The 17,945-nt window shown below is 72.8% G+C and carries 20 protein-coding genes; 15 read left to right on the top strand and 5 right to left on the bottom strand.

The window, feature by feature from the left end; all coding sequences use genetic code 11:
- Positions 1-39: 39 nt before the first annotated feature.
- The 9 genes from HN031_RS07080 (at position 40) to HN031_RS07040 (ending at position 7,592) form a co-directional block, all read left to right on the top strand.
- Positions 40-477 carry a BLUF domain-containing protein gene (locus tag HN031_RS07080; protein ID WP_172268193.1) on the top strand — a complete coding sequence of 146 codons (438 nt, stop codon included), beginning with the start codon at positions 40-42 and terminating at the stop codon, positions 475-477.
- A 42-nt stretch (positions 478-519) separates the two neighbouring features.
- A complete protein-coding gene (locus HN031_RS07075) occupies positions 520-1,389 on the top strand; it encodes an aldo/keto reductase (RefSeq protein ID WP_172268191.1) in 870 nt (289 codons plus the stop codon).
- 122 nt (positions 1,390-1,511) lie between these two features.
- Positions 1,512-1,931 carry a Fur family transcriptional regulator gene (locus HN031_RS07070; protein ID WP_172268189.1) on the top strand — a complete coding sequence of 140 codons (420 nt, stop codon included), beginning with the start codon at positions 1,512-1,514 and terminating at the stop codon, positions 1,929-1,931.
- Positions 1,932-1,982: 51 nt separating this feature from the next.
- A complete protein-coding gene (gene katG / locus HN031_RS07065) occupies positions 1,983-4,262 on the top strand; it encodes a catalase/peroxidase HPI (protein ID WP_172268186.1) in 2,280 nt (759 codons plus the stop codon).
- A 25-nt stretch (positions 4,263-4,287) separates the two neighbouring features.
- Positions 4,288-5,055, top strand: a complete 768-nt coding sequence (locus tag HN031_RS07060; protein ID WP_172268183.1) for a glycoside hydrolase family 16 protein — start codon at positions 4,288-4,290, stop codon at positions 5,053-5,055.
- Between the two features lie 62 nt (positions 5,056-5,117).
- A complete protein-coding gene (locus HN031_RS07055) occupies positions 5,118-5,753 on the top strand; it encodes a carboxymuconolactone decarboxylase family protein (protein WP_172268180.1) in 636 nt (211 codons plus the stop codon).
- Complete coding sequence (locus HN031_RS07050) at positions 5,750-6,622, top strand: RNA polymerase sigma-70 factor (protein WP_172268177.1); 873 nt, start codon at positions 5,750-5,752, stop codon at positions 6,620-6,622. The genes HN031_RS07055 and HN031_RS07050 overlap by 4 nt, the downstream gene beginning before the upstream one ends.
- Before the next feature lie 130 nt (positions 6,623-6,752).
- On the top strand, positions 6,753-7,220 hold the full coding sequence (locus tag HN031_RS07045) for a hemerythrin domain-containing protein (RefSeq protein ID WP_172268174.1): 468 nt from the start codon (positions 6,753-6,755) through the stop codon (positions 7,218-7,220).
- Positions 7,221-7,229: 9 nt separating this feature from the next.
- Positions 7,230-7,592 carry a bleomycin resistance protein gene (locus tag HN031_RS07040; protein WP_172268171.1) on the top strand — a complete coding sequence of 121 codons (363 nt, stop codon included), beginning with the start codon at positions 7,230-7,232 and terminating at the stop codon, positions 7,590-7,592.
- Here HN031_RS07040 and HN031_RS07035 read toward each other — a convergent pair.
- Complete coding sequence (locus HN031_RS07035; RefSeq protein ID WP_172268168.1) at positions 7,589-8,026, bottom strand: MOSC domain-containing protein; 438 nt, start codon at positions 8,024-8,026, stop codon at positions 7,589-7,591. The genes HN031_RS07040 and HN031_RS07035 overlap by 4 nt on opposite strands.
- 37 nt (positions 8,027-8,063) lie before the next feature.
- Between HN031_RS07035 and HN031_RS07030 the strand changes: the two genes are divergently transcribed.
- The 3 genes from HN031_RS07030 (at position 8,064) to HN031_RS07020 (ending at position 12,739) form a co-directional block, all read left to right on the top strand.
- On the top strand, positions 8,064-8,672 hold the full coding sequence (locus HN031_RS07030) for a DinB family protein (RefSeq protein ID WP_322423627.1): 609 nt from the start codon (positions 8,064-8,066) through the stop codon (positions 8,670-8,672).
- A 67-nt stretch (positions 8,673-8,739) separates the two neighbouring features.
- A complete protein-coding gene (locus tag HN031_RS07025; protein ID WP_367650680.1) occupies positions 8,740-10,158 on the top strand; it encodes an MFS transporter in 1,419 nt (472 codons plus the stop codon).
- 127 nt (positions 10,159-10,285) lie between these two features.
- Positions 10,286-12,739, top strand: a complete 2,454-nt coding sequence (locus HN031_RS07020) for an immune inhibitor A domain-containing protein (protein WP_172268165.1) — start codon at positions 10,286-10,288, stop codon at positions 12,737-12,739.
- Between the two features lie 81 nt (positions 12,740-12,820).
- On the opposite strand, the gene HN031_RS21025 is transcribed toward HN031_RS07020, so the two are convergent.
- Together HN031_RS21025 and HN031_RS07010 are read right to left on the bottom strand one after the other, a co-directional pair.
- Entirely contained in the window at positions 12,821-13,294 is a 474-nt protein-coding gene (locus tag HN031_RS21025) for a hypothetical protein (RefSeq protein WP_216652071.1), read from the bottom strand.
- Between the two features lie 36 nt (positions 13,295-13,330).
- On the bottom strand, positions 13,331-14,479 hold the full coding sequence (locus tag HN031_RS07010) for a S9 family peptidase (protein WP_216652070.1): 1,149 nt from the start codon (positions 14,477-14,479) through the stop codon (positions 13,331-13,333).
- Between the two features lie 100 nt (positions 14,480-14,579).
- Between HN031_RS07010 and HN031_RS07005 the strand changes: the two genes are divergently transcribed.
- Positions 14,580-15,437: a sigma-70 family RNA polymerase sigma factor gene (locus HN031_RS07005; protein WP_172268162.1), complete on the top strand. Its 858-nt coding sequence runs from the start codon at positions 14,580-14,582 to the stop codon at positions 15,435-15,437.
- Between the two features lie 93 nt (positions 15,438-15,530).
- Positions 15,531-15,767, top strand: coding sequence for a DUF1059 domain-containing protein (locus HN031_RS07000; protein WP_172268159.1), 237 nt, complete (start codon positions 15,531-15,533; stop codon positions 15,765-15,767).
- 21 nt (positions 15,768-15,788) lie between these two features.
- Here HN031_RS07000 and HN031_RS06995 read toward each other — a convergent pair whose 3' ends face one another.
- Both HN031_RS06995 and HN031_RS06990 read right to left on the bottom strand, forming a co-directional pair.
- On the bottom strand, positions 15,789-16,106 hold the full coding sequence (locus HN031_RS06995; RefSeq protein ID WP_172268155.1) for a hypothetical protein: 318 nt from the start codon (positions 16,104-16,106) through the stop codon (positions 15,789-15,791).
- A gap of 45 nt (positions 16,107-16,151) precedes the next feature.
- Positions 16,152-17,234: an oxidoreductase gene (locus HN031_RS06990; protein WP_216652069.1), complete on the bottom strand. Its 1,083-nt coding sequence runs from the start codon at positions 17,232-17,234 to the stop codon at positions 16,152-16,154.
- A 95-nt stretch (positions 17,235-17,329) separates the two neighbouring features.
- On the opposite strand from HN031_RS06990, the gene HN031_RS06985 reads away from it, so the two are divergent.
- Entirely contained in the window at positions 17,330-17,941 is a 612-nt protein-coding gene (locus HN031_RS06985; protein WP_172268152.1) for a DUF664 domain-containing protein, read from the top strand.
- Positions 17,942-17,945 lie beyond the last annotated feature (4 nt).

Raw genomic sequence — 17,945 nt, 5'->3', positions numbered from 1 at the left:
ATGTCCACCCCCCTCACGGTGGCTAGCGTCGACCGAGCCATGGACAGTGACGACCCGACCCTGCTCACCATCACCTACACCAGCTCCGCGATGCAGCTGATGTCGGTCGCCGAGTTGGTCGACCTCATCGAGCAGATCCGTCCGAAGAACGAGCGGCTCGGTGTGACCGGCCTGCTCCTCTACAGCGGCGGCACCGTCATCCAGACCCTCGAGGGGCCCGAGGACGTCATCGACGGGCTGTTCGGCGTGATCACCGCCGACGCCCGCCACACCGACGTGCGCGTGGTGGACCGCAGGTACGTCGACCAACGGGCGTTCGCGACCTGGTCGATGGGCTTCCGCAACGTCACCGCCCGCGAGATCGCCGACCTGCAGGACTTCGGCGACTTCGCCCGGCAGTCGGTCGGCGACGACCTCAGCTCGCACGCCGTCGCCGCCTTCGGCCTCCTCGACACCTTCCGCGTCAACGCCGTCTGACCCCCGGGGGCGGCTTGGGCCGCGCGTCGTAGGGTCGGATCCATGCAGACTCGCACCCTCGGCAACCAGCAGGTCGGCGCCATCGGCCTGGGCCTGATGACCTTCGACCAGACCGGCACCCAGCCTCGACAGCAGCTCGTCGACACCGTCTCCGCCGCGCTCGACGCCGGCGTCACCCTCTTCGACACCGCCGACGCCTACGGCCCCGGCGACGAGAAGGGGGCCGGCGCGCAGGGCGAGAACGAGCGCCTCATCGCCTCCATCCTCGACGAGCTGGGCGTGCGCGACCGCGTCCTGCTCGCCACCAAGGGCGGCCACGTCCGCACCGAGGGGGGTGGCTGGGACACCGACAGCTCCGCCGACCACCTCCGCAGCGCCGTCGACGAGAGCCTGCAGCGCCTCGGCGTCGAGCAGGTCGCCCTGTGGCAGCACCACCGCCCCGACCCGGAGGTCCCCTACGACGAGGTCATCGGCACGCTCGCGGAGATCGCCGACAGCGGCAAGGTCGCGCACATCGGCCTCTCCAACGCCGACCCCGACCAGATCCGCGCCGCCCACGCCGTGCTGGGCGAGCGCCTGGTCAGCGTGCAGAACCAGTTCAGCCCCAAGTTCCGCTCCAGCCGGCCCGAGATCGAGGTCTGCGAGGAGCTCGGCCTGGCCTTCCTGCCGTGGAGCCCGCTCGGCGGCCTGTCCGACGCCAAGGAGCTTGCTGACAAGCACCCAGCCTTCGCCGAGATCGCGGGCGAGCGCGGGGTGAGCGCCCAGCAGGTGGCGCTCGCCTGGGAGCTCGCGCAGTCGCCGGTGGTCATCCCGATCCCCGGCGCCAAGCGCCCCTCCTCCATCACCGACTCCGCCGCAGCGGCCGACATCGAGCTCAGCGCCGACGAGGTGTCCCGGCTCGACGCCAGCTGACACCCGCCCGACACGTGCCTCCCGCGGGCGTCGTGGGGGATCGACGAACGGTCCCCACGGCGTCCCGCACGGCCGTCCCGACAAACTTGACTCGTTCAAGAAAAGTCGGCAGGGTGGGAGCGATGGACGACAGCGAGTTCGAGCACCTGCTCCGCGGCGCCGACCTGCGGGTCACCCGGCCGCGTCTCGCCGTCCTGCGCGCACTCCGCCAGCACCCCCACGCCGACACCGGCTCCGTCCTCACGGCCGTCCGCCTCGAGGAGCCGGGCGTGTCGCACCAGGCCGTCTACGACGTCCTCGGCGTGCTGTCCGAGTCCGGCCTGGTCCGCAGGATCCAGCCCGCGGGCTCGCCGGCCCGCTACGAGCTGCGCGTGGGCGACAACCACCACCACGTCGTGTGCCGCTCGTGCGGCGTGGTCGCCGACGTCGACTGCGCCGTCGGCGTACGCCCCTGCCTGCACGCCGCCGACACCCACGGCTTCGTCGTCGACGAGGCCGAGGTCACCTACTGGGGCACCTGCCCCGCCTGCACCGCCGCCTGATCCGCACCTGACCCGCACCTGAGCCACATCCGTACCCCCGGAAGGAAAGCCATGACCGACAGCCAGGACAACGACGTCACCGAGAGCCCCCAGGGGGTGGACCGGAAGGCCGCGGCCGGCTGCCCGGTCATGCACGACTCCGCCGCCGCCGAGGGCAGCGAGAGCGAGAACCCGGCGATCGACTCCCCGACCCCCGTGGCCGGCGGCCGTCCGCACAGCATCCGCGACTGGTGGCCCGAGCAGGTCGACCTGTCGGTGCTGCGCGCCCACTCCTCCAAGGTCGACCCGCTGGGCGAGGACTTCGACTACGCCTCGGCCTTTGCCTCCCTCGACGTCGACGCCCTCAAGCGCGACATCGCCGAGGTGCTCACCACCTCCCAGGACTGGTGGCCCGCCGACTTCGGTCACTACGGCGGCCTGATGATCCGGATGAGCTGGCACTCGGCCGGCACCTACCGCATCTACGACGGGCGCGGCGGCGCCGGCGACGGCGGGCAGCGCTTCGCCCCGCTCAACAGCTGGCCCGACAACGCCAACCTCGACAAGGCCCGGCGCCTCCTGTGGCCGGTCAAGCAGAAGTACGGCCAGAAGATCTCGTGGGCCGACCTCATCGTCCTCGCCGGCAACGTCGCGCTGGAGGACATGGGCTTCGAGACCTTCGGCTTCGCCTTCGGCCGGCAGGACGTGTGGGAGCCCGAGGAGATCTTCTGGGGTCCCGAGGACACCTGGCTCGGCGACGAGCGCTACACCGGCGACCGCGAGCTCGAGGAGTCGCTCGGTGCGGTCCAGATGGGCCTGATCTACGTCAACCCCGAGGGCCCCAACGGCAACCCCGACCCGCTCGCCTCGGCGCGCGACATCCGCACCACCTTCGCCCGGATGGCGATGAACGACGAGGAGACCGTCGCCCTCATCGCCGGCGGCCACACCTTCGGCAAGACCCACGGCAACGGCAACCCCGACCTGATCGGTCCCGAGCCCGAGGGCGCCCCGATCGAGAACCAGGGCCTCGGCTGGATCAGCGAGCACGGGTCCGGCAAGGGCGAGGACACCATCACCAGCGGCCTCGAGGTCACCTGGACCGACGTGCCGACCCAGTGGAGCAACCGCTACTTCGAGATCCTCTACGGCTACGAGTGGGAGCTCACCGAGAGCCCCGCGGGCGCCAAGCAGTGGGTGGCCAAGGACGCCGAGGCGATCATCCCCGGCCCCACGCCCGACTCGCCGAAGCGCAAGCCGACGATGCTCACCTCGGACCTCGCCCTGCGCGTCGACCCCGAGTACGACAAGATCTCGCGCCGCTTCCTGGAGAACCCCGAGGAGTTCTCGCTGGCCTTCGCGAAGGCCTGGTACAAGCTGCTCCACCGTGACATGGGCCCCGTCACCCGCTACCTCGGCCCCTGGGTGCCGGAGCCGCAGCTGTGGCAGGACCCGGTGCCGCCGGTCGAGGGTGACCTCGTCGGCGACGACGACGTCGCGACCCTCAAGGCCGCCGTCCTCGACTCCGGCCTGAGCGTGTCGGACCTGGTCAGCACGGCGTGGGCCTCCGCGTCGTCGTACCGCCACACCGACAAGCGCGGCGGCGCCAACGGTGCCCGCATCCGCCTCGAGCCGCAGCGCGGCTGGACGGTCAACCAGCCCGAGGAGCTCGACCGCGTCCTGCAGGTGCTCGAGTCGGTCCGCTCGGACTTCAACGGCCGCGGCGGTGCCCAGGTGTCCCTGGCCGACCTCATCGTGCTCGGTGGGTCGGCGGCGGTCGAGAAGGCCGCCCGCGACGCCGGCGTCGAGGTGGGCGTGCCCTTCCACCCGGGCCGCACCGACGCCACCCAGGAGCAGACCGACGTCGACTCGTTCCGGGTCCTCGAGCCGCGCGCCGACGGGTTCCGCAACTACGTCCGTCCCGGCGAGAAGCTCCAGCCCGAGAAGCTGCTGGTCGACCGCGCCTACATGCTCGACCTCACGGCGCCGCAGATGACCGTCCTGGTCGGCGGTCTCCGCGCGCTGGGCGCCAACCACGGCGGATCGTCGCACGGCGTGCTGACCGACCGGGTCGGTGTGCTGAGCAACGACTTCTTCGCCAACCTGCTCTCCCCGGGCACCCGGTGGAAGGCCTCGCAGGACACGGAGAACGTCTACGAGATCCAGGACCTTGCCACCGGCGACGTGAAGTGGACCGCCACCGCGGTCGACCTCGCGTTCGGCTCGCACTCGCAGCTGCGGGCGCTGGCCGAGGTCTACGCCAGCGAGGACGCCCGCGAGAAGTTCGCGCGCGACTTCGTGACCGCGTGGGTCAAGGTCATGGACAACGACCGGTTCGACCTCCACCGCTGAGGGCCTGACCGGACTCCCGGCCATCATGGGATCGCGGACGGAGCACTTCGAGGGTGACGACCTCGCGGCCGACACGTGGGTGCCGCACTATCTGCCCCACTGGTCGTCCCGCGAGGGCACCCGGGCGTCGTACGACGTCGCGGGCTCGGTGCTCCGTCTGCGCATCCCCACCGGCCAGGGCCTGTGGTGCCCCGAGCGCCACACGCCGGCGCTGCGGACCTCGACCATCGCGTCGGGTCTCTTCGCCGGCGCGCTCGGGTCCACCGTCGGCCAGCAGCCGTTCGCCGACGGCCTGACGGTCACCGAGGATCAGGACCCGTTCCGTGGTTGGCTGCTCACCGGCGGTCGGCTCACGGTGCGCGCCCGCGCCGACGTGACGGCCCGGTCGATGGTCTCGGTGTGGCTGACGGGCTTCGAGGACGAGCCCGAGCGGTGCGGCGAGGTGTGCGTGTTCGAGGTGTTCGGCGACACCGTGGTCACCGACCCGGCCGCTCCGTCGGCGGGCGTCGGAGCAGGCGTGCACGCCTTCCGCGACCCGGCGCTGCGCGAGGACTTCTCGGTCACCCCGCTCGCCCTCGACCTGCGGGAGTGGCACGACTTCACCGTCGAGATGGGCCCGGCCGGTTGCAGGTGGTCGGTCGACGGCAGGCCGGTGCGGACCTCCGACCAGTGCCCGCGCTACCCGCTCCAGCTCTTCGTCGGGGTCTTCGACTTCCCCGACCGCGACGACGGCACGCTGGCCGACCACGAGCCGACGCTCGAGGTCGACTCCATCGAGCACGTCGTCGGCTGACTGTCACACCGGGACGTCGGGCGGCGTCCCATGTCGAGACCCCCTCGACCCAGGAGACCGCCATGACGAGCCCGACCCACCACCCCGGCCACACCGGCCAGACCAGCGAGACCAGCGAGCCGCGCGTGCCGCCGACCGAGATCACCGGCCTCTACGGAGGACTGATGAAGGTCGCGATGCGCCGGGTGCTCGGCGGCGTCCCGTTGGGGGCGCGGGTGATGTGGCACCACCGCGGCGTGCTGGGCGACACCATGAGGTTCGGCCGACGGGCCGAGAAGTGGGACCGGCTCGACCACACGCTGGCGACGCTCGCCACCATGGCGGCGGCCGCCGAGGTCGGCTGCGGCTTCTGCCTCGACCTGCACTACTTCCGCTCCCGCGACCAGGGGCTTTCGCTCGAGAAGGCCTCCGAGGTCCGGCGGTGGCGGACGTCGGAGGCGTACTCGCCGCTGGAGCGCGGCGTGATGGAGTACGCCGCGGCCATGAGCCGCACGCCCGTCGCCGTCACCGACGAGATGGCCGCCGCGCTGCTGGCCGAGCTGGGCCCCGACGGGTTGCTCGAGCTCACCGCCCGCGTCGGGGCGATGAACATGACCGCCCGGGGCAACGTGGCGCTCGGGATCCGCTCCGAGCACTACGCCGAGGCCTGCGGGCTGCCGCCGATGGCGCCGGCCGTGGCCGTGGCGTCGGCGCCATGAGCGGCGACCCGTTCCTCGAGCACCGCAACCTGCTCTTCACCGTGGCCTACGAGCTGCTCGGCTCGGCGGCCGACGCCGAGGACGTCGTGCAGGAGTCGTGGCTCAAGTGGGACCGCGTCGACCGGGACGAGGTGCGCGACCCGCGCGCGTACGTCGTCCGCATCGTGACGCGGACCGCGCTCGACCGGCTGCGCACCGTGGCCCGGCGTCGCGAGGACTACGTCGGGCCGTGGCTGCCGGAGCCGCTGCTCACGGGCCCCGACGTGGCCGACGACGTCGCGCTCGCCGACTCGCTGTCGACCGCCATGCTGCTGGTGCTCGAGACCCTGGCGCCGACCGAGCGGGCCGTCTTCGTCCTGCGCGAGGTCTTCGACCTCCCCTACGACGAGCTGGCCGAGGCGGTCGGCCGCACCCCGGCCGCCGTGCGCCAGATCGCTCGTCGGGCCCGGGCGCACGTGGCGGAGCGCCGACCGCGGGGCGCGGTGTCCCGGGCCGCCACCGAGCGGGCGACCCGGGCGTTCCTCGCGGCCATCGAGACCGGCGACCTGCAGGCACTCGCCGACCTGCTCGCGCCGGACGTGGTGGCGTTCGGCGACGGAGGCGGCGTCAAGCAGGCGATGCCGCGGCCGGTGCTGGGCCAGGACCGGGTGGTGCGGCTGCTGGGCCTGGGCATCACGACCATGGCGGGACGGATGAGCGCCGAGCCGGCCGAGGTCAACGGGTCGCCCGGGCTGCTGCTGCGCCTCGACGGCGAGGTGGACAGCGTGATGACGCTGCAGGTCGAGGACGGTCTCGTGACCGCGCTCTACACCGTGCGCAACCCCGAGAAGCTGGCCCGCCTGCTGGATCCCGCCGACCTGACGCGATGACGCCCTCCGCCGCCGGCCGGCTGTGCCGCTAGGCTCACGCCAGCGTCGCGTGCCGGTGGCAGACCGTGCCAGGCATGGAGGCGCCGGACACGAAGGAGCACGACCATGACGTCGTCCCCTTCGCCCTCACGTGGCTGAGGGCGACACGACCAGGCTGGTGGCCTGGGCCCACGAGATGCGGTCGGTCCACGACCGGCTGCGGGCGGCCCACCGGGTGGCGCAGGACGAGGTGGGCCAGGGACGCGCGCCGTCGGCGAGCCGCGACCTCCTGCTGTTCTGCCGCGGCTTCTGCACCGCCCTCGACGGGCACCACCGGGGTGAGGACACCATCCTCTTCCCCGCAGTGGCGGCCGAGCACCCGGACCTGGCGGAGCCGCTGCGCACGCTGGTGCAGGACCACGCGATAATCGGCCACCTCGTCGGTGCGCTGCGGGCGGCGGTCGACGCGGCCGCGGACCCCGCGACGCTCGGGCGTCACCTCGACGGCATCGGCGCGATCATGGAGTCGCACTTCCGCTACGAGGAGCGGACCCTGCTCGGCCTCCTGGAGCGGCTCGAGCTCACAGCGCCCGTGACGCAGGTCCTCGGTCCGCTCTAGCGTGGGTGCATGGCCGACCACGCGACGCCCAACCTGCCCTCGCGCGACCTCGACGCGACGGCCGGGTTCTACGCCGCGCTCGGCTTCCGCGCGACCTTCCACGACCCCGGCTGGCTGATCGTCGAGCGCGGCACCGTCGTGCTCGAGTTCTTCCGCGACCCGGGCCTCGACCCGGCGAGCACGGCGGCCGGGTGCTGCCTGCGGCTCGACGACGTCGACGCGATGTACGCCGTCTGCGTCGCCGCCGGCCTGCCGCAGACCCACGTGGGCTGGCCGCGCCTGCACCCGCCGCGGGTCGAGGAGTCCGGCATCCGCATCGGGGCGCTGGTCGACGCCGACGGCAACCTGCTGCGCCTGGTGCAGAACCCCTAGCCGTCGACCGCCGCGTCGCCGACGCGGATCGTCCCCGACGACAGCAGCCGGAAGACGGTGCCACCGCGCGGGGAGCGCAGCGCCGTCATCTCCCCCGGGCCCAGCCAGTCGTCGAGGAGGCGGCACGGCGCGGCGATCCGCACGACCTCCAGCTCGACCTCGCCGATCCGGAGGCGCTCGCCCGGCCGGGTCGGCAACGGGCCGTGGGTCAGGGTGACGTTGCGGCGGGTCAGGCCGGGGTCGACCGGTCGGCCGAGCGCCTCGGCCGCGGCCTCGAGGTCGTCGAGCGCCTGCACGGTGACATGCCGGTGCTTCGCGCCGTGGTAGCGGTCGCCGACCAGGCCGACGCCGGCCTCCGCCTCGACGGAGGCGACCGACTTCGTCGGCAGCCTTCGGCCGGGCGCGACGTGGAGTGAGTGCACACGGGAAACCACGGTGCGACCGTACGTCGGGCGCGGCAGGATCTCCTCCGTGACCCCGACCGACCTGCTGGACCCGAAGTCCGCCCTCCTCCACTACCTGCAGGAGGCGCGGGACGCCCTGCTCTGGAAGCTCGAGGGGCTCGGCGAGCGTGACCTGCGGCTGCCCCGCACCCCGACGGGCACGAACCTGCTCGGCATCGTGCGGCACGCGGCCAACGTCGAGGTCGGCTACTTCGGTCCCACCTTCGGACGGGACTGGCCGGACCCCGGTGCGGCGCTGCTCGTCAGCGACGAGGAGGCCGAGGCGGACCCGCAGGCCGACTGGTGGGTCCCCGCGGACGTGCCCGCGGCCGACGTCGTCGCGTTCTACCGCTCGGTGTGGGCGTTCAGCGACGCCACCATCGCCGACCTGCCGCTCGACGCCCGAGGCTCGGTGGCGTGGTGGCACCCGGACCGGCGCGAGGTCTCGCTGCACCGGATCGTCCTGCACGTCATCAGCGACACCACCCGGCACGCCGGCCACGCTGACATACTGCGCGAGGGCGTCGACGGCGGTGCCGGCATGAAGGTCGCCGCGAGCAACCTGCCCGACGACGTCGACTGGCCGTCGTACGTCGCGAGGCTGACGGCGGTCGCCGAGGAGTTCCCGGCGACGTAGGCCCGGGGCCCTCACCGGCCGGGAAAACGGCGGGCGCACTGTCGGTGGCGACACCTAGGCTGCCGGGGTGGCCACGGACGAGATGGACCCGGTCCCCGCAGACCCCTCCGCGCCGCAGCTCGAGGCCCACCTGCCCCCGGGCGTGACGCGCGGTCCCGAGACGCTGCGCGCCTTCCGCGCGGTGCTGGGCAACACCCTCGTCGCCAACGTCACCTCGAGCTACCTGTGGTTCGCCCTGACCTTCTGGGCCTACCTCGAGACCCGCTCGGTGATGGCCACCGCCATCATCGGCGGCGGCTTCATGCTGTTCACGGCCGTCCTCGGGACCTGGTTCGGCACCCTGGTGGACCGCCACCGCAAGAAGCAGGTCATGGTGATCTCCTCGACCGTCACCCTGGTCACCTACGCCGCGTCGGGCGGCCTGTGGCTGCTGCTCGGCGAGGACCGGCTGGCCGACTGGGGCAGCGCCTGGTTCTGGCTGTTCTCCGCGGTGATCCTCGTCGGTGGTGTCGTTGAGAGCCTGCGCAACATCGCGCTGTCCACCACGGTCACGCTGCTCGTGCCCGAGGACGACCGCGACAAGGCCAACGGGCTCGTCGGCACGGTGCAGGGCGTGGCCTTCATGATCACCAGCGTCTTCAGCGGCCTGAGCGTCGGCCTCATCGGCATGGGCTGGACGCTCGCGGTGGCGATCGCGCTGACCGGCGCCTCGCTGCTCCACCTGCTGCCCATCACCATCCCCGAGCTCGAGCCCCAGCCCGAGGAGGGGGCCTCGCGCTTCGACGTCCGGGGAGCGGTCGCGGCGATCCGGGTGGTGCCCGGGCTGGTGGCGCTGATCCTGTTCTCGACGTTCAACAACCTGGTGAGCGGCGTCTACATCGCGCTGATGGACCCCTACGGCCTCACGCTGTTCAGCGTCGAGGCGTGGGGGATCGTCCTCGGCGTCACCGGCATCGGGTTCGTCGTCGGTGGCGGCCTGGTCGCCAAGCTGGGCCTCGGCGCCAACCCGGTGCGCACGCTGCTGCTGGTCAACCTCGGCGTGGCGGTGCTCGGGATGACGTTCACCCTGCGCGAGTGGGCCTGGCTCTACGTCCTGGGCCTGTTCGCCTTCATGTGCATCATCCCCGCGGCCGAGTCGGCCGAGCAGACCATCCTGCAGCGCGTCGTGCCGTTCCGCACCCAGGGCCGGGTCTTCGGCTTCGCGCAGAGCGTGGAGCTCGCCGCGAGCCCCGTCTCCGCCTTCCTCATCGGGCCGATCGCCGAGTTCTGGCTGATCCCCTACATGGACTCCGGATCCGGGCGCGACACGTGGGGCTGGCTGCTCGGTGACGGTGAGGCGCGCGGCATCGCCCTGGTGTTCCTCGCGGCGGGCGCCATCATGCTCGTGACGGTGCTGGTCGCCCTGGCCTCGGCCCCCTACCGGCGGCTCTCGCGGGCCTACGCCGCGGCGCCGCCCCAGCAGCTCGAGGCCCGACCGGCCGACTGACACCGCCGGATCTTTACCCCACGAAGGGTCTGTCCAACGAGGACATCTTCGGCTTAGTGTCGGCCGAGCAGGAAGTCGTCGTGGCCGATCGAGCCCGCCTACCTGCCTCTCGGAAAGGAACAATCTCGTGAGATCCACGACCCTTGGGCTGTCCTTGGCCCTCATCACCGGAGCAGGCGCGCTGACCCTCGCCCCCTCCAGCGCCGCCCCCGCGGCGGACAACCGCAGCACCGGCGGGGAGGCACGTTCGGCCACCTCCGACCACGTCCTGCCCAACCCGGAAGCCGAGAAGCAGGACGCCCTCCGCCAGCAGGCCTGGGCCGACGTGCTGAGCGGCGAGGCCGCGCCGCAGACCATCAGCGGCAACTCCGTGCTCAAGGTCGGCAAGGAGCCCGCCGCACGTCGTGCCAACGCCCGCGCCGGCAAGGCCACGACGCAGGACCAGTACGTCGAGCTGAGCAACGAGCGCACCGACAAGGTGTTCGTGTTCCTCGTCGACTTCGGCACCCAGCGCCACCCGAACTTCCCCGACCGCGACACCGACCCGGCCACCGCCGGTCCCGTCACCTACGAGGGCCCCGGGTTCAACGAGATCCCCAAGCCGGGGGCCAACGACAACTCGACGCAGTGGCGCGAGAAGTACACCAAGCGCTACTACCGCGACCTCTACTTCGGCGACGGTGAGCTCGCCGACTCCCTCAAGAGCTACTACGAGCGCCAGTCCTCGGGCCGCTACAGCGTCGAGGGCATGGTCACCGACTTCACCACCGTCCCCTACAACCAGGCGCGCTACGGCCGCAGCAACGGCTACCCCTGCACCGGCAACGTCTGCAACAACACCTGGAACCTCGTCCAGGACGGCATGACCCAGTGGGTCGCCGACCAGAAGGCCGCCGGCAAGACCGACGCCCAGATCAAGCGCACGGTGTCGCAGTACGACATCCGCGACCGCTACGACTTCGACGGCGACGGCAACTTCGACGAGGCCGACGGCTACATCGACCGCTTCCAGATCATCCACGCCGGCGGCGACCAGGCCGACGGTGACCCGATCTACGGCGAGGACGCCATCTGGAGCCACCGCTGGAAGGCGTTCCAGAACACCGGCCAGGGCCCGTCCGTCGACGGCGTCCCCAACGCCGACGGCGGCACCCAGATCGGCAACACCGGCATCTGGGTCGCCGACTACACCGTGCAGCCCGAGAACGGCGGCATCTCCGTCGTGGCGCACGAGTACGGCCACGACCTCGGCCTGCCCGACCACTACGACACCGCCGCCTCCGGCGACAACCCGGTGAGCTGGTGGACGCTCATGGCGCAGAGCCGGGTCTCCGCCGCCGGCGACCAGGGCATCGGCACGCGTGCCGCTGACCTCGGTGTCTGGGACAAGCTCCAGCTGGGCTGGCTCGACTACGAGACCGTGGTCGCGGGCCAGGACCGCACGATCGACCTCGGCCCCCACGAGTACAACTCCGACAAGGCCCAGGGCGTGGCCGTCGTGCTCCCGGACAAGCAGATCCCGACCGCGCTGCCCGCCCCGCCCGAGGGTGCCAAGCAGTGGTACAGCGGCAGTGGCAACGACTACAAGTCGTCGATGTCCCGCGCCGACCTGGCCGTCCCGGCCGGGACCACCACGCTGTCGCTGAAGGCCGCGTGGAACATCGAGGAGGACTACGACTACGGCTGGTTCGAGGTCGAGTCCCCCGTCGGCAGCGGCACCTGGACGGCGATCGACACCACCTCGATCGACCCCGACACCGACACCGACACCAACCCGACGAACGACCCGGCCAAGGAGCCGGGCATCGACGGGGTCAGCAACGGGTTCGTCACCGCCACGTTCGACCTGTCGGCCTACGCCGGCCAGACGATCGGGTTCCGTGCCCGCTACGCCACCGACGGCGCCGTCCAGGGCCAGAACCCCGCCCTGGCGTGGTCCGGCCTGCTGGTCGACGACATCAAGGTCACCAACGGCACGACGACCGTCTTCGCCGACGGCGCCGAGACGTCGCCCAACGGGTGGACGCTGGCCGGCTTCTCCTCCGTGGGAGCCAGCTTCAACACCGCCTACGACCAGTTCTACCTGGCCAGCAACCGCCAGTACGTCTCCTACGACAAGTACCTCCAGACCGGTCCCTACAACTTCAGCTTCCCGGACCGGCCTGACTTCGTGGAGAAGTTCCCCTACCAGGACGGCCTGCTGGTCAACTACTGGGACTCGTCGTACTCCGACAACAACACCAGCCAGCACCCCGGCAGCGGCCTGGTGCTGCCCGTCGACGCCAACCCGGAGCCGCACTACAACCTCCAGGGCCAGGCGTGGCGCGGTCGCATCCAGACCTACGACGCTCCGTTCGGTCTGGAGAGGTCCGACTCGTTCTACCTCACGGCCGGCGGGCGTCGCAGCCTGATCCGTGGTCGCGGACCGAACCCGGTCTTCGACGACACCGACCCGAACCGCTACTTCGCGCCCTACGTCGCCGCGGGCCTGCCCCGGGTCGGCGTGAAGGTGGCCGGAGCCGGTGTGCAGATCGAGGTGCTCTCGCAGAGCGGCACCAGCATGCGGATCCGCGTGAACTGACCCCGAGGGACCGACTCCGTCGGTCCTGACGACACGGTCGCACGAAGGGCCGGGAGCCGATGGCTCCCGGCCCTTCGTGCGTCAGCCCTCGACCCGTACGACGCTCGCCTCGACCACGGGTCCGCCGCAGCCGGTGGCGACGAGGTCGGGCGCCCCCGTCACGGCCACCCGGTCGCCGGCCACCAGGTCGGCCGCCGGCGGGCCGGTGATCGTCCACGTGATGGCGTTGTCGTCGCGCACGACGACGCAGTCGCCGACCTGGACCACCTCTCCCACGACGCGCACCTTCTCGAGGCCCTCGCTCGGCGGGGTGGTGGTGCCGGCGGTCGGCTCGGTGGGCGGCGGCTTGGTGGGCTCGGTCGTGGGCTCGGTCGTGGGCTCGGTCGTGGGCTCAGTCGTGGGCTCAGCGCTCGTCGTCGGCTCGGTCGCTGACCCGGTCGGGGCGTCGTCCTGCTCGCCGCAGGCGCCGAGCGCCACGGCGAGGAGGAGGACCGACGAGGCGACCGCGGTGGCGCGCCGGCCTGCCCGCGTGCGGGGCTGGATGGGGGGCTGCATGGGGATGGGACGCGGGGCAGCCTCCGACGGCTCCCGTCAGGCGGGCATCCGCGCCCGGAGGAACCGCACGGTGCGGTCCATCGCGGCGACGAAGGCCGGGCCGAACGCGTGGCCGTCGTCGTACCACTCCAGGGTCGCGTCGACGCCGGCCCGGGTGAGCGCCTGCTGGGTGGCGCGCGCCCACGGCGGGGGACAGGTGTCGTCGAAGCGTCCGTGGACCATCAGCACCGGCTCGGTGATGTCGCCGAAGGCGGGCCGCGCGGAGACGCCGCGCCAGAACTCGGGGTCCTCGGCCGGCAGGCCGTGCCGGCCGCGGAAGCCGGCCTCGAGCTCGGCGAGGGGGGCGTCGGGTCGCTGGAACTGGGCGAAGTTCTCCGCCTCCAGGCTCGACACGGAGGCCCAGCCGACGCCCGCGGCGAAGGCGCCGGGCTCGGCGGCGAGCGCCTTGAGCATCACCCCGCCGCCCATGGACCGGCCGAAGAGGGCGATCCGGTCGGGGTCGACGCGGACGCCGGGCGAACTGCGCAGCGCCCGCGCGGCGGCGATGACGTCGGCGCTGTAGCCGAGCCGTACGGCGGTCTCGACCCGCGGGTCGTCGGTGGACTCGGCGTGGTTGCGGTAGTCGACGTGCAGCGCGACGAAGCCGCGGTCGGCGAGGAAGCCCCGCTCGCGCGTCATGCCCTGCCCACGGACGTAGTAGGACGGGTCGATGTAGCCGTGCGCGAGGACGACGGCGGGGAACGGGCCGCGCCCGGTCGGCACGTTGAGGACGCCGCTGATCCGCAGCGGCTCGGTCCCGCGACCGGCGGTCGTGGAGGCGAAGGTGACGTCGTACGACGTCCAGGACGCCGTGCGCTCGCGGACCGCGCCGAGCCGCAGGCCGCCGCCGGTGAGGTCGGCCCGGGCGAGCGAGGCGACGGAGATCGGGTGCGCCGGCTCCTCGGCCTCGGGGGACTCCTCGGGGGCCTCCTCGGTCGGCGTCCCGGTGGCCTCCTCGTTCGGGGTCTCCGGCGGCTCCTCGCCCGGTGTCTCGGACGGAGTCTCGGACGGGGCCTCCGACTCGGCCTCCGACTCGCTGGTCGCCGGGGCGGGTGCTGCCTCGGGTTCGGTGGAGCACCCGACGAGCAGCAGCGCAGCGGCGACGGTCACGACCGGGAGGGCGGCTCGGAGCCGGAGGGCAGCCATGCCGACCAGTGTGCGGGACCGCACCCAGCCGGCCTCGTGTCACACCTGCGCCCGCCCGGACGTCGACGGGGCATGATGCGGACGAGAGAGGGATGAGGGCATGGACCGGACCGAGATCTTCGAGGCCGAGCGGCCGCGGCTGCTGGGCATCGCCAGCCGGGTGCTGGCCGACCACGCCGAGGCCGAGGACGTCGTCCAGCAGGCGTGGCTGCGCCTCGAGCGCGCCGTCGCCCGGGACGGCACCGACATCGAGAACCTGCCGGCCTGGCTGACCACCGTGACGACCCGGCTGTGCCTGGACCGGCTGCGGTCGCGGACGCCGGTGCCGGTCGAGGAGGTCGACCTCGGCGAGACGTTCGGCGCGACCGCCTCCGACCCGGCCGACGACGTGGCGCTCGCGGACACCGTGGGCATCGCCCTCCAGGCCGTGATCGACCGGCTCTCCCCCCGCGAGCGGGTGGCCTTCGTGCTGCACGACAGCTTCGGGTTCGAGTTCGGCACGATCGCCGCCGTCCTCGACACCACGCCGGCGGCGGCCCGCAAGCTCGCCTCACGCGCCCGCGCGAAGGTCGCCCAGCCCGCGGCGGAGGACTCTCTCGCCGACTGGGAGGTCGTCGACGCCTTCATGGACGCCGCCCGCGGCGGCGACCTCGAGCGCCTGCTCCAGCTGCTGGCGCCCGACGCCGTCGTCGGCGCCGACGCGGCCGCGGTGCAGGCCGGCACGCCGGCCTCGATCGAGGGGCGCGGCGAGGTCGCCGCCTTCTTCAACGGCAGCGCCCACGCCGCGATGCCCGTCTTCGTCGGCGACCGGCCGGCGTCGGCGTGGTTCCACCGCGGCGCCGCGGCGGTCGTCTTCGACTTCACCGTCGAGCACGGCATGGTCCGGGGGATCACCTTCCGCGCCGAGCCGGAGGTCCTCGCCCGCGTCGTACGCCGCGACGGCGCGGACCCGCGGTAGCCACCGGTCACACCCGGCCCACGCCCGTCGTCGACACCACGAGAACCACGACACATCACACGACAACCCCACGACACCCAGCAGGAGGGAACCATGAAGACCATGACCTGCCGCCAGCTCGGCGGCCCGTGCGACCTCGCGCACCGCGGCGAGACCCACGACGACGTGATCAACGCCCAGGACCAGCACCTCAAGCGGGCCGAGACGGAGGGCGACACCGCCCACCAGCCGGCGCGCGACGAGATGAAGGGCCGCTGGCGCCACCCGAAGAAGTCGCTCGGGTGGTACCGCGACATGAAGCAGGCCTTCGCCGCCCTGCCGGAGGACTGACCGCCTCGAGGGCGGCCGGACTCAGCGGGGGCGGCGCCGGTCGGCGAGCACCCAGGCGGCGGAGGCCGCGGCCGCGGTCACGCCGAGGACCGACGGCCAGGTGCCGACCTTCTTCGCGAGGGGGTGCGAGACGCCCATCGCGGTCCAGTAGCCGGCGGTCAGGCCGAGGGTCAGGGGCGCTCCGCCCACGGACCACCACTGGCGGGCGGCGAGGGCGTTGGCGCCGAGCATCGCGGCACCGCCGAGGGGGCGTACGCCGGTGCGCTGGGCGAGAGCGAAACCGCCGACGAGCCCGCCGGCGAGCAGGGGAGCGGTGGGGAGGCGGCTGAGGTCGGGCACGCGTCGAGCGTAACCAGTGGACCTCCGCCGCCTCCCCGCGGTCGGTCACCCGCGACCGACGCGGCCCTCGCTCCCGGCGGCCCAGCAGACCTTCGAGACGCAGTCGACGGCGTGGTAGCCCAGCTTGCTGACCCGGGTCCAGGTGGCGCCGCCGTCGCGGGTGATGCTCGAGCCGGCCGAGCCGTCGTAGTCACCGGTGGCGACGGCGTACCTCCAGCCGCGGACGAAGGCGACGTCCTCGCCGACGTGGCGCAGGCTCGCGACGGCGGACCAGGTGCGGCCGTCGCGGGTGGTCGCCACGTTGTCGGTGGTGTCGTCGGCGTCCTCGAAGTCCCCGCCGACCGCGATGCCGCGCCGCGGCGAGGCCATGTCGCCGGCGAACCCGCCGGCCGCGGGACCGGCCGGGATGCCGGAGGTGGTCGCGGACCAGGTGAGTCCCCGGTCGTCGGAGCGCAGCACCCGCGCCCGGGCGCCACCGGAGATGATGAACGCGGACCGGCCCGCCGTCACGAGGCAGTTGCCGCTGGCCGCGAAGCCGAACTCCTTCGCCGAGGCCGGCATGCCCTTGTCGGGCAGCAGCGACCAGGTCCGGCCGCGGTCCTCGGTGGAGAGGACCTGCAGCTTGCCGTCGACCGGGTCGCCGAGGACCAGGCCCCTGCGACCGCCGGGGTAGAACGCCATGCAGTCGTAGAACGCGTCCTCGTCGGTGTTGCGGAAGGACTCGGTCCACGACGCGCCGCCGTCGGCCGACCGGTAGATCCGTGACGCCTCGCCGGGGCCGATCGCCAGGACGTGGGTGACGCTGCCGGTGACCTCGACGTCGCGGAAGGACAGCCCCTCGCTCGCCGGAGGGCTGACGTCGAGCCACGTCGTGCCGCGGTCCGTGGTGCGGTAGACCCGCGCGGCCCCGTCGCTCAGGCTCTCGCCGGTGACCCACGCCTCGCGCTTGCTCACCGCGACCAGGCCGCGGAAGTTCTGGTCGGCGTCGACGACGGTCTCGCGCCAGTCGTCGAAGGGGTCAGGTCCGGGGGCCGGCGCGGCGGTCGCCGCGGACGGGAGCAGCAGGAGGGCGGGGACGAGCGCTGGGATGAGGGCAGGGATGAAGGTGGTGACTCCGAGTCGTCGCATGCGGCCACCCTGCTCCGGCGCTCCCAGCCTGTCCAGACCCGTCGGGAGGGGCAACCGGAAGCGGAGTGTCCGGATCCCGGTCTAGCCTCGGCGACATGAGCATCGACGACAGCACCGCCGAGGACGCAACCGACGCCACGGACGTCTGGGTGCCGCCGCCCTGGGAGCCCCCGCTCGACGGCACCGAGGTCGAGCACCTGCTCGGTGCCCTGGGCCGGCAGCGCGCCACGGTGCGGTGGAAGGCCGACGGCCTCGACGAGGCCGGGCTGCGCCACCGCCTCCCCTCCTCGCAGCTCTCCCTGGGCGGGCTGCTGCTGCACCTGGCGATGGGGGAGGACTACTACCTCGTCACCAAGCTGCGCGGCGAGCGGCTCGTCGAGCCGTGGCGCTCGCTCGGCCACGACGGCACCGACGAGTGGGAGTTCACCACCGAGTCGTTGAGCGCCGCCGAGGTGTACGACGCGTACGACCAGGCGGTCCGCCGAAACGACGCCCGGATTGAGGAGGCCCTCGCCGAGGGCGGGCTCGACCTGGTCGCGCACGTCGACGACGGCAACGGCAACCACCCGCGGCTGCGCCGGTTGCTGTTCGACATGATCGAGGAGTACGCCCGGCACACCGGCCACGCCGACCTCCTGCGGGAGGCCGTCGACGGCCGGGTCGGGGAGGACCCGCCGGACGACTGGCAGCCCCCAGCCGGTCGCTGACCGG

The sequence above is a fragment of the Nocardioides sp. zg-1308 genome, from assembly GCF_013155375.1.
GTDB classification, from domain to species: domain Bacteria; phylum Actinomycetota; class Actinomycetes; order Propionibacteriales; family Nocardioidaceae; genus Nocardioides; species Nocardioides renjunii.
Note: the sequence above shows the minus strand (reverse complement) of the source record. Positions and strands in the feature narration are given on the sequence as shown.

Bases quoted from the DNA above. Each gene is read 5' to 3' on its own strand.
- HN031_RS21025 (WP_216652071.1), bottom strand. From the start codon at position 13,294: ATGCAGCCCCCCATCCAGCCCCGCACGCGGGCAGGCCGGCGCGCCACC.
- katG (WP_172268186.1), top strand. From the start codon at position 1,983: ATGACCGACAGCCAGGACAACGACGTCACCGAGAGCCCCCAGGGGGTG.
- HN031_RS07050 (WP_172268177.1), top strand. From the start codon at position 5,750: ATGAGCGGCGACCCGTTCCTCGAGCACCGCAACCTGCTCTTCACCGTG.
- HN031_RS07060 (WP_172268183.1), top strand. From the start codon at position 4,288: ATGGGATCGCGGACGGAGCACTTCGAGGGTGACGACCTCGCGGCCGAC.
- HN031_RS07005 (WP_172268162.1), top strand. From the start codon at position 14,580: ATGGACCGGACCGAGATCTTCGAGGCCGAGCGGCCGCGGCTGCTGGGC.
- HN031_RS07040 (WP_172268171.1), top strand. From the start codon at position 7,230: ATGGCCGACCACGCGACGCCCAACCTGCCCTCGCGCGACCTCGACGCG.
- HN031_RS06985 (WP_172268152.1), top strand. From the start codon at position 17,330: ATGAGCATCGACGACAGCACCGCCGAGGACGCAACCGACGCCACGGAC.
- HN031_RS07080 (WP_172268193.1), top strand. From the start codon at position 40: ATGGACAGTGACGACCCGACCCTGCTCACCATCACCTACACCAGCTCC.
- HN031_RS07055 (WP_172268180.1), top strand. From the start codon at position 5,118: ATGACGAGCCCGACCCACCACCCCGGCCACACCGGCCAGACCAGCGAG.
- HN031_RS07070 (WP_172268189.1), top strand. From the start codon at position 1,512: ATGGACGACAGCGAGTTCGAGCACCTGCTCCGCGGCGCCGACCTGCGG.
- HN031_RS07010 (WP_216652070.1), bottom strand. From the start codon at position 14,479: ATGGCTGCCCTCCGGCTCCGAGCCGCCCTCCCGGTCGTGACCGTCGCC.
- HN031_RS07075 (WP_172268191.1), top strand. From the start codon at position 520: ATGCAGACTCGCACCCTCGGCAACCAGCAGGTCGGCGCCATCGGCCTG.
- HN031_RS07000 (WP_172268159.1), top strand. From the start codon at position 15,531: ATGAAGACCATGACCTGCCGCCAGCTCGGCGGCCCGTGCGACCTCGCG.
- HN031_RS06990 (WP_216652069.1), bottom strand. From the start codon at position 17,234: ATGCGACGACTCGGAGTCACCACCTTCATCCCTGCCCTCATCCCAGCG.